The 15,291-nt window shown below is 63.6% G+C and carries 15 protein-coding genes; 11 read left to right on the top strand and 4 right to left on the bottom strand.

The features are described 5' to 3' along the window. Positions 1-74: 74 nt before the first annotated feature. The 4 genes from bioB to JWR89_RS12255 all read left to right on the top strand — a co-directional run bounded on the left by bioB (position 75) and on the right by JWR89_RS12255 (position 7,364). Positions 75-1,127: a biotin synthase BioB gene (gene bioB / locus JWR89_RS12270; protein ID WP_299716290.1), complete on the top strand. Its 1,053-nt coding sequence runs from the start codon at positions 75-77 to the stop codon at positions 1,125-1,127. An 89-nt stretch (positions 1,128-1,216) separates the two neighbouring features. Continuing rightward, positions 1,217-2,281, top strand: a complete 1,065-nt coding sequence (locus JWR89_RS12265) for an MBL fold metallo-hydrolase (RefSeq protein WP_299716288.1) — start codon at positions 1,217-1,219, stop codon at positions 2,279-2,281. A gap of 190 nt (positions 2,282-2,471) precedes the next feature. Then, entirely contained in the window at positions 2,472-3,701 is a 1,230-nt protein-coding gene (gene hemA, locus JWR89_RS12260; RefSeq protein ID WP_299716286.1) for a 5-aminolevulinate synthase, read from the top strand. Between the two features lie 144 nt (positions 3,702-3,845). Further along, entirely contained in the window at positions 3,846-7,364 is a 3,519-nt protein-coding gene (locus JWR89_RS12255; protein WP_299716284.1) for a hybrid sensor histidine kinase/response regulator, read from the top strand. A 142-nt stretch (positions 7,365-7,506) separates the two neighbouring features. Here the strand turns inward: JWR89_RS12255 and JWR89_RS12250 are convergent, their stop codons facing one another. Beyond that, positions 7,507-8,184: a response regulator transcription factor gene (locus JWR89_RS12250; protein ID WP_299716282.1), complete on the bottom strand. Its 678-nt coding sequence runs from the start codon at positions 8,182-8,184 to the stop codon at positions 7,507-7,509. Between the two features lie 378 nt (positions 8,185-8,562). On the opposite strand from JWR89_RS12250, the gene JWR89_RS12245 reads away from it, so the two are divergent. Then, a complete protein-coding gene (locus JWR89_RS12245; protein ID WP_299716279.1) occupies positions 8,563-10,251 on the top strand; it encodes an MFS transporter in 1,689 nt (562 codons plus the stop codon). A 273-nt stretch (positions 10,252-10,524) separates the two neighbouring features. Here JWR89_RS12245 and JWR89_RS12240 read toward each other — a convergent pair whose 3' ends face one another. Then, positions 10,525-10,995: a secondary thiamine-phosphate synthase enzyme YjbQ gene (locus JWR89_RS12240; protein ID WP_299716276.1), complete on the bottom strand. Its 471-nt coding sequence runs from the start codon at positions 10,993-10,995 to the stop codon at positions 10,525-10,527. Positions 10,996-11,068: 73 nt separating this feature from the next. Here JWR89_RS12240 and JWR89_RS12235 point away from each other — a divergent pair, with 73 nt between their 5' ends. Further along, positions 11,069-11,230 (top strand): hypothetical protein, encoded by a 162-nt coding sequence (locus tag JWR89_RS12235; RefSeq protein WP_299716274.1) that lies wholly within the window; start codon positions 11,069-11,071, stop codon positions 11,228-11,230. A gap of 14 nt (positions 11,231-11,244) precedes the next feature. Here JWR89_RS12235 and JWR89_RS12230 read toward each other — a convergent pair whose 3' ends face one another. Together JWR89_RS12230 and JWR89_RS12225 are read right to left on the bottom strand one after the other, a co-directional pair. Continuing rightward, positions 11,245-11,733, bottom strand: coding sequence for a hypothetical protein (locus tag JWR89_RS12230; protein ID WP_299716271.1), 489 nt, complete (start codon positions 11,731-11,733; stop codon positions 11,245-11,247). 32 nt (positions 11,734-11,765) lie between these two features. After that, positions 11,766-12,389, bottom strand: a complete 624-nt coding sequence (locus tag JWR89_RS12225; RefSeq protein WP_299716421.1) for a 2-hydroxychromene-2-carboxylate isomerase — start codon at positions 12,387-12,389, stop codon at positions 11,766-11,768. Positions 12,390-12,664: 275 nt separating this feature from the next. On the opposite strand from JWR89_RS12225, the gene JWR89_RS12220 reads away from it, so the two are divergent. The 5 genes from JWR89_RS12220 to JWR89_RS12200 all read left to right on the top strand — a co-directional run bounded on the left by JWR89_RS12220 (position 12,665) and on the right by JWR89_RS12200 (position 15,291). Next, on the top strand, positions 12,665-13,036 hold the full coding sequence (locus tag JWR89_RS12220; protein ID WP_299716268.1) for an AtpZ/AtpI family protein: 372 nt from the start codon (positions 12,665-12,667) through the stop codon (positions 13,034-13,036). An 88-nt stretch (positions 13,037-13,124) separates the two neighbouring features. Continuing rightward, positions 13,125-13,874, top strand: a complete 750-nt coding sequence (locus JWR89_RS12215) for a F0F1 ATP synthase subunit A (protein WP_299716265.1) — start codon at positions 13,125-13,127, stop codon at positions 13,872-13,874. Positions 13,875-13,937: 63 nt separating this feature from the next. Then, on the top strand, positions 13,938-14,165 hold the full coding sequence (locus JWR89_RS12210) for a F0F1 ATP synthase subunit C (protein WP_143571636.1): 228 nt from the start codon (positions 13,938-13,940) through the stop codon (positions 14,163-14,165). A gap of 64 nt (positions 14,166-14,229) precedes the next feature. Further along, complete coding sequence (locus tag JWR89_RS12205; RefSeq protein ID WP_299716261.1) at positions 14,230-14,799, top strand: F0F1 ATP synthase subunit B'; 570 nt, start codon at positions 14,230-14,232, stop codon at positions 14,797-14,799. Positions 14,800-14,802: 3 nt separating this feature from the next. Continuing rightward, positions 14,803-15,291, top strand: a complete 489-nt coding sequence (locus tag JWR89_RS12200; RefSeq protein WP_299716258.1) for an ATP F0F1 synthase subunit B — start codon at positions 14,803-14,805, stop codon at positions 15,289-15,291.

The following is a 15,291-nucleotide window of genomic DNA, read 5'->3' as shown; positions in this document are numbered from 1 at the left end:
CGAGCAGCTGAAATCATGGACAGGTCTGCCAACAGCCCGTGAGTATCTGCGGCTGGTCGTGAGAGGATCGCACCATGAACAAGATGTTTGTCGCCCCGACGGGCCGCGATGTTCCGGCAAACCAGCCTCGCCACGATTGGCAGCGTCACGAAGCTCAAGCATTGTATGATTTGCCGTTCGCCGACCTGATCTTCCAGGCACAGAGCGTTCATCGCAGCAACTTCGATCCCAACCACGTCGAAACCGCGAGCCTGCTGAGCATCAAGACCGGCGGCTGCCCCGAAGATTGCGGCTACTGTTCGCAGAGCGCGAAATACGAGACCAACGTCAAGGCGACCAAGCTGATGGACCGCGAGACCGTGGTCGCCACCGCGCAGCGCGCCAAGGAAGCCGGCGCCAGCCGTTTCTGCATGGCCGCAGCGTGGCGTAATCCAAAAGACAAGGACCTCGATCGGGTCTGCGAGATGGTCAGCGCCGTGAAGGATCTTGGCCTCGAGACCTGCGCGACGTTGGGCATGTTGACCGGAGACCAGGCCAAGCGGCTGCAGGATGCCGGGCTGGATTTCTATAATCACAACGTCGATACCTCGCGCGAATTCTACGGCAACATCATTTCCACCCGCACTATGGAAGACCGCATCGAGACGCTGGCGCACGCGCGCCACGCCGGACTGAAAGTCTGCTGCGGCGGCATCGTCGGCATGGGCGAGCAGGTCGAGGACCGGCTGGGCATGCTGATGCTGCTCGCCAACCTGCCGCATCATCCGGAAAGCGTGCCAATCAATATGTGGAACGAGGTCAAGGGCGTGCCGGTCAACGCCACCGCCGAGCGCCCCGACCCTATCGCGTTGGTCCGGATGATCGCGGTGGCGCGGATCATGATGCCGCAGAGCGTGGTGCGACTGTCGGCAGGCCGGCAATACATGACCGACGAGTTGCAGGCGCTGTGCTTTGTCGCCGGCGCCAATTCGATCTTCATCGGCGACGTCCTGCTGACCACCGGGAATCCGCAGACCAATCGCGACGCGGTCCTTCTGGATCGTCTCGGCATCACTTCGGCGCTGGACGATGTCCAGCCATACCCCGCGCCCGAGGCCGCTCATCCGCGGAACAGCGCGATCGGCTGACCGATCCGACCGCCGGCGGCAGCCCAGTTTCGGCTGGCGCCGCGGCTTTTGTCCCGGTAAGCCGGATGAAACAGATTGCGATCCGAACCATGCATTCAAAGACAGACGCCAATTCGAGCCCCGCCGGCGAGCTGCGGTATCCCTGGGAAAGCCATCCGGGCGCCGACCAGGTGGTCGAGATCGCGCCGGGCGTGCTGTGGATCCGGCTCGACCTGCCGTTCCGCCTCAACCATGTGAACATCTACCTGCTCGCCGACGGCGACGGCTGGGCGATGGTCGATACCGGCATCGGCAACGATGCCACCATCGCGGCGTGGACCAAGCTGTTCGACGGCCCACTCAAGGGCATGACCATCAGCCGCGTCATCGTCACCCACGCCCATCCCGACCATGTCGGCCAGGCCGGCTGGATGGTGCAGCGCTTCAAGTGCCCGTTCTACATGTCGCAGATCGAATACCTGCAGGGCGTCTATCACCAGGTTCGCCGCAGCGAAGAGCGGCTGGTGAATTCGCGACAGTTTTTTCGCCGCCACGGCATGGACGAGGCAATCACCGAACAACTGCTCGGCCGCGGCCAGGACTATTTGAAGAAGACCGTACCGTTGCCGGCCGCCTATGTCCGGCTTTCGAACGGCGATGACATCGCGATCGGCACGCGCAGCTTCCGCGTCATCACCGGCGCCGGACATTCGCCGGACCAGGTGATGCTGTATTGCGCCCAGGACGGCCTCTTCCTGTCGGCCGATCAGGTGTTGAGCAAGATTTCGCCCAATGTCAGCGTCTGGGCACACGAGCCCGACGAGAACGCGCTCGGCTCCTATCTCAAATCGCTGAAAAATCTCACGAATACGCTGCCCGACGACGTGCTGGTGCTGCCCGGCCATGGCGTGCCTTTTTATGGCCTCAAGACTCGAATCACCGAGCTCTCCGACCACCATGAAGAGCGCTGCCAGATGATCGCGGCGGCCTGCAAGGACACGGCGAAAACCTCGGCCGAGCTGGTTCCGGTGGTATTCTTCAAGCACAAGCTCGATGCTCACCAGACCGGCTTCGCCGCCGGCGAGTTGATCGCCCACGTCAACCACATGCTGGCGCAGAACCGGTTGACCCAGGCCCTGGGACCAGATGGCATATTGCGTTTCAGCGCGGCCTGACAGCACGCGACTACCTACCGATTTCCGGCGCTAGCGCATTGATCAAAATCAACTTTTGGCACGCGCCTGAAGCAACCCGGTCCTCCGCGGAGCGGGCAGCCGAAGTCGTATTCCGGCTCGACATCGAAGCTGGAAAGGCTCTAAAAAGCAGGCAAGCAAGGTCCGCTTGAGCCGTTTCAGGGTTTTTGTAATGGATTACAGCAAGTTCTTCAGTGACGCCCTCGATCGCCTGCATGACGAGCGACGCTACCGCGTGTTCGCCGATCTCGAGCGCATCGCCGGCCGCTTTCCGCACGCGGTCTGGCACACGCCGAAGGGCCCCCGTAACGTCGTGATCTGGTGCTCCAACGATTACCTCGGCATGGGCCAGCACCCGAAGGTGGTCGGCGCCATGGTGGAAACGGCGACGCGCGTCGGCACCGGTGCCGGCGGCACCCGCAACATCGCCGGCACCCATCATCCGCTGGTGCAGCTGGAAGAAGAACTTGCCGATTTGCATGGCAAGGAAGCGGCGCTACTGTTCACCTCGGGCTACGTCTCGAACCAGACCGGCATCTCGACGCTGGCCAAGCTGATGCCCAATTGCCTGATCCTGTCGGACGCGCTCAACCATAATTCGATAATCGAAGGCATCCGGCAGTCCGGCTGCGAACGCCAGGTGTTTCGCCATAACGATGTCGCGCACCTTGAGGAGCTACTGGCTGCCGCGGATCCGGCGCGGCCGAAACTGATCGCTTGCGAGAGCCTGTATTCGATGGACGGCGACGTCGCGCCGCTGGCCAGGATCTGCGATCTCGCCGAGCGCTACGGCGCCATGACCTACGTGGATGAAGTCCACGCCGTCGGCATGTACGGCCCGCGCGGCGGCGGCATCGCCGAGCGCGACGGCGTCATGCACCGCATCGATATTCTCGAAGGCACGCTGGCGAAAGCGTTCGGCTGCCTCGGCGGCTATATCGCGGCGAGCAAGGACATCGTCGATGCGGTGCGCTCCTACGCGCCGGGGTTCATCTTCACCACCGCGTTGCCGCCGGCGATCTGCTCGGCCGCGACCGCGGCGATCCGCCATCTCAAGACCTCGAGCTGGGAGCGGGACCGTCACCAGGACCGCGCCGCACGCGTCAAGGCGATCCTCAATGCCGCCGGCCTGCCGGTGATGTCGAGCGACACCCATATCGTACCCGTGTTCGTCGGCGATCCCGAGCATTGCAAGAAGGCCTGCGACCTGCTGCTGGAGGATCACGGCATCTACATCCAGCCGATCAACTACCCCACCGTCGCCAAGGGCGCCGAGCGGCTGCGCATCACGCCGTCGCCGTACCACGACGACGCGCTGATCGACCATTTGGCCGAAGCGTTGGTTCATGTGTGGGAGCAACTCGGCCTGCCGTTGCGCGCCAAGGCGCTGGCCGCGGAGTAGTCCTTGGTCACTCCGGGATGCATCAGCGGGCTTCGCCGCTCTCGCCCCGGAATGACAGCGTAGATTCCCTGTCGCTTGCATCCTCGCAACACGCTAGGTTTTCCCTGACGGACGGGCCTGCGCCCGCCGCACGGAGCCTGCGCGATGCTGCATGACTGGGGCGTGATCGTTGCCGCCCTCGGCTACATCGGGTTTCTGTTTTGCGTCGCCAGCTACGGCGACCGCATTGCGCTGTTTCAGCGTGACCGCGCCGGCGCGCTGATCTACCCGCTGTCGCTGGCGATCTACTGCACCTCCTGGACATTCTTCGGCTCGGTCGGTTTCGCCAGCCGCACCAGCGTCGAGTTCCTCGCGATCTATGTCGGGCCGATCCTGATGATCGGGTGCGCCACGCCGATCCTGCGCCGGGTGATCCATCTGGCCAAGACGCAGAATATCACCTCGATCGCCGACTTCATCGCCGCCCGTTACGGCAAGAGCCAGGCGGTGGCCGCCACCGTGGCCGTGATCGCCATTATCGGTTCGGTGCCCTACATCGCGCTGCAATTGAAGGCGGTGGCGTCATCGCTGGAAACCATCCTCGGCGAGGATAAGGCGATTGCGGGCGTGCCCGTGGTCGGCGACATGGCGCTGCTGGTGACGGTCGCCATGGCCGTATTCGCCGTGCTGTTTGGCACCCGGCAGACCAATGCGACGGAGCATCAGCACGGCCTGATGCTGGCGGTTGCCACTGAGTCGATCGTCAAGCTGTTCGTGTTCCTCGCGGCCGGTGCCTTCGTGACGTTCTGGATGTTCGGCCCCACGGAACTGATCGAGCGCGCGATGAAGACGCCCGAGGCGATACGGGCGATCAACTATTCGCCGTCGCTCGGCAACTTCCTCACCATGGTGCTGCTGTCGTTCTGCGCCATCATGCTGCTGCCGCGCCAGTTCCACGTCAGCGTAGTGGAGAATTCCAGCGACGCCGAAGTCGGCCGCGCTCGCTGGCTGTTTCCGCTCTATCTCGTCGCCATCAACCTGTTCGTGATCCCGATTGCGCTGGCCGGACTCGTCACCTTCCCGTTCGGCGCCGTCGACAGCGACATGTATGTGCTGGCGCTGCCGATCGAGGCCGGCTCGACCTTCCTCAGCATGGTGGTCTTCATCGGCGGCCTGTCGGCCGCAACCGCGATGGTGATCGTGGAATGCGTGGCGCTGGCGATCATGGTGTCGAACGACCTCGTGCTGCCGCTCGTGCTGCGGCGCAGCCCGCACAACCAGACGGCGCAGACGGACTTCGGCAACCTGCTGCTCCGGGTGCGCCGCTTCGCGATCTTCGCCATCATGGTGATGGCGTATTTTTACTTCCGCGCGCTCGGCAACACCCAGCTTGCCGCTATCGGCCTGCTGTCGTTCGCAGCCATCGCGCAATTCGCGCCCGCGTTCTTCGGCGGCCTGATCTGGCGCCGCGCCACTGCCCGCGGTGCGATGGGCGGCATGGTGGTCGGCTTCATCGTCTGGGCCTATACGCTGTTCATTCCGAGTTTTCTCGAAGGCAACACCGCCGGCATGATGCTGCTGCAGCATGGCCCGTTCGGCATCGAGGCGCTGCGGCCGCAGGATCTGTTCGGCGCCGACCTGCCACCGCTGATGCACGGCACGCTATGGAGCCTGTCGCTCAATATCCTCACCTACATCGTGCTATCGCTGATGCGCGCGCCGTCCTCGATCGAGCGGCTGCAGGCAGACGTGTTCGTGCCGAACACGCTGGCGCCGATCACGCCGGCGTTCCGGCGCTGGCGTACCACGGTGACGGTCCAGGACATCTTGGCCACCGTGACGCAATATCTCGGTCCCGACCACGCACGTGAATCCTTCGACACCTTCGCCACCCGTCGCCGCGTCGATCTCGATCCGGCAGCCCCCGCGGATTTCGAACTGCTGCAGCACGCCGAGCATCTGATCGCGTCGTCGATCGGCGCCGCCTCCTCGCGCATGGTGATGTCGCTGCTGCTGCGCAAGCGCACCGTCTCCGCCAAGGTCGCGCTGAAACTGCTCGACGATTCCCACGCCGCGCTGCACTTCAACCGCGAGATCCTGCAGACCGCGCTCAATCACGTCCGCCAGGGCATTGCGGTGTTCAATCCCGACCTGCAGTTGATCGTGTCCAACCGGCATTTCGGCGACATTCTCGGCCTGCCGCCGCAGATCGTGCAGATCGGCATTCCGCTGCGCGAGATCCTGGAGTTCATCGGTCTGCAGAACGCCGCAACCCAGGGCCACAACGAAACCCTGACCCAGGCGCGGCTGACCGCCTACACCACCGAAGGCGAGCCCTATCTGGAGCGCCTGCCGGACCGTCAGATCGTCATCGAGGTTCGCGCCAACCGGATGCCGGACGGCGGCCTGGTGCTGACCTTCTCCGACGTGACGCCGAGTTTCGAGGCCGCCGAAGCGCTGGAGCGCGCCAATGCGACGCTGGAAAAGCGCGTGCGCGACCGCACCGAGGAACTGACCCGGCTGAACTCCGAACTGGCGCAGGCCAAGAGCACTGCGGAAGACGCCAACATCTCGAAGACGCGGTTTCTCGCCGCCGCCAGCCACGACATCCTGCAGCCGCTGAACGCGGCGCGGCTGTATGTCACCAGCCTCGTGGAGCGGCAGAGCGGCGGCGAAGACGCGCGGCTGGTGGAGAACATCGACGACTCCCTGGAAGCCATCGAGGAAATCCTCGGCGCCCTGCTCGACATTTCCAGGCTCGACGCCGGCGCAATGAATCCGTCGATCTCCAGTTTCCGGATCGGCGACCTGATGCGCTCGCTGGAAATCGAATACGCGCCGATCGCGCGCGCCCGCGGCGTGGCGTTGGCCTTCGTGCCGTGCTCGCTGCCGGTGGAGTCCGACCGCCTGATGCTGCGCCGGCTGCTGCAGAACCTGATCTCCAACGCCATCAAGTACACGCCGCACGGCCGCGTGCTGGTCGGCTGCCGGCGCCGCGGCACGTCGCTGCAGATCGGCATCTACGATACCGGCGTCGGCATCCCCATTCTGAAGCGCGGCGAAATCTTCAAGGAATTCCACCGCCTCGAGCAGGGCGCGCGAATCGCCCGCGGCCTTGGCCTCGGGCTATCGATCGTGAAGCGACTGGCCTCGGTGCTCAACCACGGCATCGCGCTGGATTCCAACCGCGGCGGCGGTTCATTTTTCTCGGTGACGGTACCGGTCGCCAAGGCGATCAACCACACCACCGCAGTGACCAGCTCGACGCCGCTGTCAAAGTCGCCGATGTCCGGTACGCTGATCGTCTGCATCGAGAACGACCCTGCGATCCTCGATGGCATGAAGACCCTGCTCACGGCCTGGGGCGCGGAGGTCGTCGCCGTCTCCGACCCGGAAGCCGCGGTAGCGGCGATTGCTGAGATCGAAGCCTCCGGCCGGCGGCTGACCGGCCTGCTGGTCGATTATCACCTCGACCGCGGCAACGGCGTCGCCGCGATCCGCGAGATCCGCGGCCGCTTCGGGGAGAGCATTCCGGCGATCCTGATCACCGCCGACCGGAGCCCGCATGTGCGGGCGGCAGCGCGGCAGGACAACATAGCGGTGCTGAACAAGCCGGTGAAGCCGGCCTCATTGCGCGCACTGCTCGGGCAGTGGCGAACGCAGCAGATGATCGCGGCGGAGTGAGCTTCAGCCGCTGTCATTCCGGGGCGTGAGCGCGCCAGCGCGAGCGAACCCGGAATCTCAGCATGGGACGACGAACATCTCAAGATTCCGGGTTCGCCCGGGCTTTGCCCTCGCGCCCCGGAATTACAGCCAGTTGCTTCGATTACTGCGGCGCCTGCTCGCTCTGGCGCCACTGGCCGCCGGCGATCTTGGCGGCGGCGATCACCGCCTGGGTGCGGCTCTCGACGCCCAGCTTCTGCAGGATCGCGGAGACGTGCGCCTTGATGGTCGCTTCGGAAACCGTCAGCTCATAGGCGATCTGCTTGTTGAGCAGCCCCTGCGACAGCATCATCAGCACGCGCACCTGCTGCGGCGTCAGCGTCACCAGCCTGTCGCGCAGCTTGGTCATTTCCGGATCGGCGGCGGCGGCCATATCGACATCCGGGGGAACCCAGATGTCGCCCTCCATGACCTTCAGAATGGCGTCGCGCAGCGTATCGACGCCGAAACGTTTCGGAATGAACCCGGAGGCGCCGAAATCCAGCGACTGCCGGATCGTGCCGACGTCATCGCTCGCGGAAACGATCACCACCGGCGTCGCGGGATACTGGGCGCGCAGGTAAATCAGCCCGGAGAAGCCCGATATGCCGGGCATCGACAAGTCAAGCAGGATCAGATCGACCTCGGAGTCCTGTTCCAGCAGCGCGGTAAGGTCTTCGAACGTACCGGTCTCGTCGATGACGGCCAAGGGAAGCACGCTCGCGACCGCCTGACGCAGCGCACCGCGGAACAACGGATGATCGTCGGCGATGATGAGACGCGTGGTGGAAATAACCGACATTGAAATCCATACGAAAGGCTGACGCGGAACCCGGCGACAGCTTGTTATGCAACGCAAAACCGCGCTTTTCGCAATAAGTGTCGTCTGCCACCTCGCGTCTGGCAAGCACGCAATGCTGCCACGCGGTAAATTGGTGAACGCCACCGATGGTGCATCGCAATACGGCTCGATCCGCGACCATCGCCGCGGCTGCGACGAGTGCGCGCAGCCGCCGCGGCTGCGACGAGTGCGCGCAGCCCCCTTGCACAGGGCCTAAAGTCGTATTGGGCCGACTTTCGCAGCGATGTTACCGTGATGGCGAAGCTCCCTGCATTCAACCGACGCGAGTTCGGCGCAGCGAGCGAAAATTCAAGCAACGAAGTTGGGGAGCGATTCAACATGTCCACGATAGCCGCCACATCACCAAAGGCCGCCGGAATGACGAAGGACGAACGCTTCGTCATCTTCGCATCGTCGCTCGGCACCGTTTTCGAATGGTACGACTTCTACCTGTTCGGCTCGCTCGCCGGCATCATCGGCGCGCAGTTTTTCGGCGTCATCGATCCCGTCACCAAAGCGCCGATGTTCAACCAGGCGACGCGCGACATCTTCGCGCTGCTGGCCTTCGCGGCCGGCTTCATCGTCCGCCCGTTCGGCGCCATCGTGTTCGGTCGCGTCGGTGACATCGTCGGCCGCAAGTACACCTTCCTCGTCACCATTCTGATCATGGGCCTGTCGACCTTCATCGTCGGCCTGCTGCCCAATGCCGCGACCATCGGCATTGCAGCGCCGATCATCCTGATCTCGCTGCGCCTGCTGCAGGGCCTTGCGCTCGGCGGCGAGTACGGCGGCGCGGCAACCTACGTGGCGGAGCATTCTCCCCCCGGCAAGCGCGGCTACTACACCTCGTTCATTCAGACCACGGCGACGCTTGGCCTGTTCCTGTCGCTGCTGGTGATTCTGTTCACCCGTACGATTCTCGGCGAGCCCGAATTCGCGGCGTGGGGCTGGCGCATTCCGTTCCTGGTCTCGGTCGTCCTGCTCGGCGTCTCCGTCTGGATCCGGCTGCGGCTGAACGAGTCTCCGGTCTTCAAGAAGATGAAGGACGAGGGCAAGAGCTCGAAGTCGCCGCTCACCGAATCGTTCGGTAACTGGACCAACGCCAAGATCGTGCTGATCGCCCTGATCGGCGGCACCATGGGCCAGGGCGTGGTGTGGTACACCGGCCAGTTCTACGCGCTGTTCTTCATGCAATCGATCCTCAAGGTCGATGGCTACACCGCGAACCTGCTGATCGCATGGTCGCTGCTGCTGGGCACCGGCTTCTTCATCTTCTGGGGCGCCCTGTCGGACAAGATCGGTCGCAAGCCGATCATTCTCGCAGGCTGCCTGATTGCGGCGCTGACGTTCTTCCCGATCTTCCGGATGATCACCACCAACGCCAACCCGGTACTGGAAAAGGCCATCGAGACCGTCAAGGTCGAAGTGGTTTCGGATCCCGCTCTGTGCGGCGATCTGTTCAACCCGGTCGGCACCCGCGTGTTCACCACGCCGTGCGACACGGCACGCGCCTACCTCGCCCAGTCGTCAATCAAATATGCGACGAGCAACGGCCCTGCAGGCTCCGGCGTGAAGGTCGTCGTCAACGGCACGGCGGTGCCTTACACGGCGGCGGCCTCCAATCCGGCCGTGCTGGCGGCGGCGCAGGCGGCAGGCTATCCGAAGGCGGGCGACGCGCAGATCGTCAAGATGGCGCATCCGTTCGACATCTTCCGCCCGCAGGTCGCGGCGGTGATCGGGCTGCTGTTCATCCTGGTGATGTTCGTCACCATGGTGTACGGCCCGATCGCGGCGCTGCTGGTCGAACTGTTCCCGACCCGCATTCGCTACACCTCGATGTCGCTGCCCTACCACCTCGGTAACGGCTGGTTCGGCGGCCTGCTGCCGGCGACCTCCTTCGCCATCGTGGCATCGACCGGCGATATCTATGCCGGCCTGTGGTACCCGATCATCTTCGCATCGATTACCGCGGTGGTCGGCTTCTTCTTCCTGCCGGAAACCAAGGACGTCGATATCAGCAAGTACTGATCTCGCGGATTGCAATAACCGGCCGCGGAGCAATCCGCGGCCGGTTTTTTTGTGGGGTTGTGTTGCAATATGCCGGCGGTATCCCTCCCCCCGCCCTTGCGGTGGGGAGGGTCGGCCGAACGAAGGCGATGCATCGCATCGCCGCAGTGGAGGCCGGGGTGGGGGGGCGCCCCACACACAGAGCGTCGGTGTTGCGCCGCCCCCCACCCGACCGGCCTGTCGGCCGGCCACCCTCCCCACCGCGAAGACGCGGGGGGAGGGAAAGAGCGGGCGCTATCCCGTTGCCCCCAAAAACTGCATCACCACCTCGCGAACATGCGGGCGGCGGCGGTGTTCGATGAGGTAGATCGCCTGCCAGGTGCCGAGCGCCAGTTCGCCGAATAGCACCGGCACCTGCAATGACGTCGCGGTCAGCATGGTGCGGACATGGGCCGGCATGTCGTCAGGACCTTCGGTGTCATGGGTCCAGGCAAAATCCTGCGGCGCCAGCCGATCGAGCACACCCATCAGGTCGACCAGCACCGAGGGATCGGCGTTCTCCTGGATCGTCAGTGACGCCGAGGTGTGGCGGATGAACAGCGTCAGCGCGCCCTCGCGCGCACCGGCCTCCGCAATGAATTTGGCGACCTCGCGGGTCAGATCGACAAAGCCCGCGCCGGCGGTTTGCACGGTCAGCAACGACGACACGACGGCGGCCGCGCTAACCGACGATGGCGCGGTTCGGGAGATCAATTTCGACGTCATGACGCACCTGACCGAATGGATGGAGGATGAACCAAACCACGGTATTCGCGTTCCCCTGTAAACGGAGAACGCCATGCCGCCGAAAACATCAAGAGACCTGCCTGGCACGGAGCCGCGCAAAGACGAAGAGCGCGAGCAGCAGCAAGCGGTCGTCAAGGATGCCGACAAGACCGAGCAGGCCGATTGGGATCGCGTTCACGGTGACGGCCACGAAATCGGACTGGACAAGAAGTAGAGCCAGCAAAGCGATCAGATCTTCCCGCTGACGTCGCGCTGCAAGCGGTTGGCAAGGTCTATCAACTTGCGCCAGGCGTTTTCGACAAAGGCCATCATCCGATCGACATCGCGGTCACTGGGAAGCGGGATTTCGATTTTGCGCTCGCCTTCGACTTTGGGCTTCAGCGAATCCTGCTTAGGCAACGCATCGCCGGTCTTGCCGGCCACGGTCGGTTCGCGTTGCGCCAGTTGCGCCTTGAGCGACTCGTTGTCGGCCTGCAGCCGGCCGATTTCCGAATCAAGCGCCGCACGTTCGTCCGGAATGACGTAGCAGGCCCAACCAGACCCCCTGTCGGTGCAGATCGATACGGCCCCGCTGCGCGTATCGAGCCGGATCACCCCGTCGGCAATCGGCGACAGGGTGTAGCGGCCTTTGTCGGTGTCGGGCGCCTGCGCCGAGGCACCGGTCGCGCCCGAGATGCTGGCGAACGCAACGACAATGAGCGCGATGGCCATTTTCATCGAGATGCTCCGCTGGCTCGAAATCCGCCTCGCTAGACCTGAGATGTGTAGGGCGTACGCTTCGATTTCAACGCGTCAGCGAGCAATTCGATCCGGTCCTGGCCCCAGAAGACCTCACCTTGAAACACGTAGGCCGGCGAGCCGAACACATCCGCAGCCAGCGCGTCCTGACGGTTCTGCTCGTAGATGACGCCGATCTCTGCGGACGCGGCGCGCGCCAGCAGTTGCGTGCCGGGCAGGCCCGCGTCGTCGGCGAGCTTCGTCAGCACGGCGGGATCCGCGAGGTCGGCCTGGTCTTCCCAGACCGCCGGAAAAACCCGGCGCAGCAAGGCATCGGGATCGAAGCCGGCCTCGATGGCGGCCACGACGACGCCGTCGGGCAGCCTCGCATCGAACGGCCAATGCTTCGGCTGCAGGTGGAAATCGAGGCCACGTTTGTCGCGCCAGCGCTGCAATTCCAGCATCCGGTAGCGCTGCCGCACCGGGTGGCGCCTGCCGAGCGGCAATCCGCCGGTTTCCGCGAACAGCTCGCCGAGGAATACCGGCTTGTGATTCACTTTGAGATCGTAAGCACTTACGAGATCCCGGAAGGGCTTATGGCCGATATAGGCCCATGGCGAAGGCAGCGAAAAATAATAGTCGATCTGTTGCGACATACGGACTCCGGCAGCGGACAGTTCAGGCAGGCGCGGCACCTCAACAGAGCGTCCGGCGCCATGCAAGCCGGATCCATTCAAAACCCGCTATTGCGCTGCGGCGATCGCGCGCAGCGCAATTCGATTTTTGCCAATAAAATCAAGTGAATCAACGTGCTAACAGGCGATCAGCTAATCTTGACTTGGCAACATGCGCTAAGTATGGTCCGCCCGGCTTTTAAGGGTGACGGGGCGTTATTTCCAGCAATTGCAGCGTTATTTCGGGTGTCGAGAGCATGACCGACGGCACACGGGGCGATGATGACAAGAGCGGAAGTGGAAAACCGCCGCCCGATGAAGCTGCGCTTTCCGCAAGGCTCGGAAGTCTGAACCAGCGATTGTCCAAGATTCAGGATGATCGCAAATTCCAGACTGACCAATCCGAAACTGGAAGCGGAAACGCGCAGTCCAGGGCTTCGGCCATGGCGGTGGGTCTCCGGCTTTCTTCGGAACTGGTTGCGGGCGTTGTCGTCGGAACGATTCTGGGCTGGGGCTTCGATCGTTTGCTGTCGACATCGCCCTGGGGGCTGATCGTGCTCATGCTGCTCGGCTTTGTCGCCGGCGTGATCAACGTGATGCGCTCGGCCGGCGTCGGACGAACGCCATAGATTTCGCGCGCACCTGCGCAGCGTTTAAATTGCCGGGTTGTCCGGCAGAAATGCCGGACGTTCCGGCAGAGATGAAAGACCGACGTGGATGGCCGATCCGATCCATCAATTTGAGATCCACAAGATCTTCAGCCTGGGCCACATCGGCAACCAGGAAATCGCCTTCACCAATTCGTCCGCCTACATGTTCGGCGCGGTCGCGCTGGTGTCGGTGCTGATGATCGGCGGCAGCGCCGGTCGCGCGCTGATCCCGAGCCGCTTCCAGTCGGTCGCGGAACTGTCCTACGAATTCGTGTCGGGCACCGTGCGCAGCAGCATCGGCGAAGAGGGAATGAAGTTCTTCCCGTTCGTGTTTTCGCTTTTCATGTTCATCCTGACCGCGAACCTGATCGGCATTATTCCTTACACCTTCACGGTCACCAGCCATCTGATCGTCGCAGTTGCGCTGGCACTAATGGTGTTTCTCACGGTGTTCCTCTACGGGCTCTACAAGAACGGCCTCAGCTTCTTCAAGCTGTTCGTGCCGCACGGCATTCCGATCTACATCCTGCCGCTGGTGACGGTGATCGAAGTGATCTCGTTCCTGTCGCGCCCGGTGTCGCATTCGGTGCGTCTGTTCGCCAACATGCTGGCCGGCCACATCACGCTGAAGGTTTTCGCGGGCTTCGTGACCTCGCTGAGCGCGCTCGGCGCCATCGGCATTTTCGGCGCCGTGCTGCCGCTGGCCATGACCACGGCGCTGACAGCGCTGGAATTGCTGGTCGCTTTCCTGCAGGCCTACGTGTTCACGATCCTGACCTGCATCTATCTCAACGACGCGCTTCATCCGGGACACTAAGCGTCCCGGGGACGATCACCCCTCACCTCTCTTACCTATCCCTATCCAAGAAGGAGTTTTACCATGGATCCCATCGCAGCTAAGTACATCGGCGCGGGCATTGCTTGTCTCGGCATGGGCGGCGCCGGCATCGGCGTCGGCATGATCTTCAGCCAGTTCCTCGCCGGCGCGCTGCGCAATCCCTCGGCTTCCCAGGGCCAGTTCGCGAACCTGATCTTCGGTTTCGCCGTGACTGAAGCGCTCGGCATCTTCTCGCTGCTGATCGCGCTGCTGCTGCTGTTCGCCGTCTAAGCCTGACAACTGATCCGGTTGCCGCTCCACCCGGAGCGCGCTTCCGATCGATAAGGAGACTGCTGTGGCTGAAGGTCAGGGCAAATCCAAAGCTGCGGAACACGGCGCAGCCGCGCATACCGCGGCTGACGGTGGGCACAAGGCGTCGTTCCCGCCGTTCGAGAGCAACACCTTTGCTTCGCAGCTGGTGTCGTTCGCGATCGCGTTCGGGCTGCTCTATCTGATCGTCTCGCGTCTGGCGCTGCCCCGCGTCGGCGGCGTTCTGGCGTCGCGGCAGCAGGTCATCGATACCGACCTCAACGAAGCCGCGAAGCTGAAGGCCGATTCCGATGCGGCGCTGAAGGCCTACGAAACCGAACTCGCCAATGCTCGCGCCAAGGCGCAGGCGATGGCGGCAGAGGTTCGCGAAAAGCTCAATGCGCAGCAGGAACAGGCCAAGGCGCAGCTGGAAGAGAACCTCGCCACGCGGCTCACCGCCGCCGAAGCGACCATCGCTTCCACCCGCGCTGCCGCGATGGGTAATGTCCGCGGTATCGCCGCCGACACCGCCGCGGCGATCGTCGAACGGTTGACGGGCACCAACCCGGCTCCGGCCGTCGTCAATGCCGCGCTCGACGCTTCGCTGAAAGGATAACGGATGTTCGGACTTCAGGCTGAATTCTGGGTCGCCGTTGCCTTCGTGATTCTGATGGGCGTGTTTGCCTATTTCGGCATTCACCGCACCATTCTGAAGGCGCTCGACCACCGCAGCGAGCGCATCAAGCAGGAACTCGACGACGCCCGCCGCCTGCGCGACGAAGCCGCGGCTTTGCTCGCAGACTACAAGGCGCGTCATGCCTCGGCCGAACGTGAAGCCGCCGACATCATCACCTCCGCCAAGGAAGAGGCCGAGCGCATCGCCGCCGAAGCCAAGACCAAGATGGAAGATTTCGTCGCCCGCCGCACCAAGACAGCGGAAAGCAAGATCGCGCTGGCCGAAGCCCAGGCCGTCGCCGACGTCCGCGCCGCCGCAGCCGACGCTGCCGTCACCGCGGCGACCACGATCCTGTCGCAGTCGGTCAAGGGCTCGGTAGCCGACGACCTGATCAACCAGGGCATCGGCGAGGTCCGCGCCAAGCTGAACTGA

The organism is Tardiphaga sp. (assembly GCF_028290785.1).
Taxonomy (GTDB): Bacteria; Pseudomonadota; Alphaproteobacteria; order Rhizobiales; family Xanthobacteraceae; genus Tardiphaga.
Note: the sequence above shows the minus strand (reverse complement) of the source record. Positions and strands in the feature narration are given on the sequence as shown.

Coding starts and splice junctions, on each gene's coding strand:
- bioB (WP_299716290.1), top strand. CDS start 75: ATGAACAAGATGTTTGTCGCCCCGACGGGCCGCGATGTTCCGGCAAAC.
- JWR89_RS12265 (WP_299716288.1), top strand. CDS start 1,217: ATGCATTCAAAGACAGACGCCAATTCGAGCCCCGCCGGCGAGCTGCGG.
- hemA (WP_299716286.1), top strand. CDS start 2,472: ATGGATTACAGCAAGTTCTTCAGTGACGCCCTCGATCGCCTGCATGAC.
- JWR89_RS12255 (WP_299716284.1), top strand. CDS start 3,846: ATGCTGCATGACTGGGGCGTGATCGTTGCCGCCCTCGGCTACATCGGG.
- JWR89_RS12250 (WP_299716282.1), bottom strand. CDS start 8,184: ATGTCGGTTATTTCCACCACGCGTCTCATCATCGCCGACGATCATCCG.
- JWR89_RS12245 (WP_299716279.1), top strand. CDS start 8,563: ATGTCCACGATAGCCGCCACATCACCAAAGGCCGCCGGAATGACGAAG.
- JWR89_RS12240 (WP_299716276.1), bottom strand. CDS start 10,995: ATGACGTCGAAATTGATCTCCCGAACCGCGCCATCGTCGGTTAGCGCG.
- JWR89_RS12235 (WP_299716274.1), top strand. CDS start 11,069: ATGCCGCCGAAAACATCAAGAGACCTGCCTGGCACGGAGCCGCGCAAA.
- JWR89_RS12230 (WP_299716271.1), bottom strand. CDS start 11,733: ATGAAAATGGCCATCGCGCTCATTGTCGTTGCGTTCGCCAGCATCTCG.
- JWR89_RS12225 (WP_299716421.1), bottom strand. CDS start 12,389: ATGTCGCAACAGATCGACTATTATTTTTCGCTGCCTTCGCCATGGGCC.
- JWR89_RS12220 (WP_299716268.1), top strand. CDS start 12,665: ATGACCGACGGCACACGGGGCGATGATGACAAGAGCGGAAGTGGAAAA.
- JWR89_RS12215 (WP_299716265.1), top strand. CDS start 13,125: ATGGCCGATCCGATCCATCAATTTGAGATCCACAAGATCTTCAGCCTG.
- JWR89_RS12210 (WP_143571636.1), top strand. CDS start 13,938: ATGGATCCCATCGCAGCTAAGTACATCGGCGCGGGCATTGCTTGTCTC.
- JWR89_RS12200 (WP_299716258.1), top strand. CDS start 14,803: ATGTTCGGACTTCAGGCTGAATTCTGGGTCGCCGTTGCCTTCGTGATT.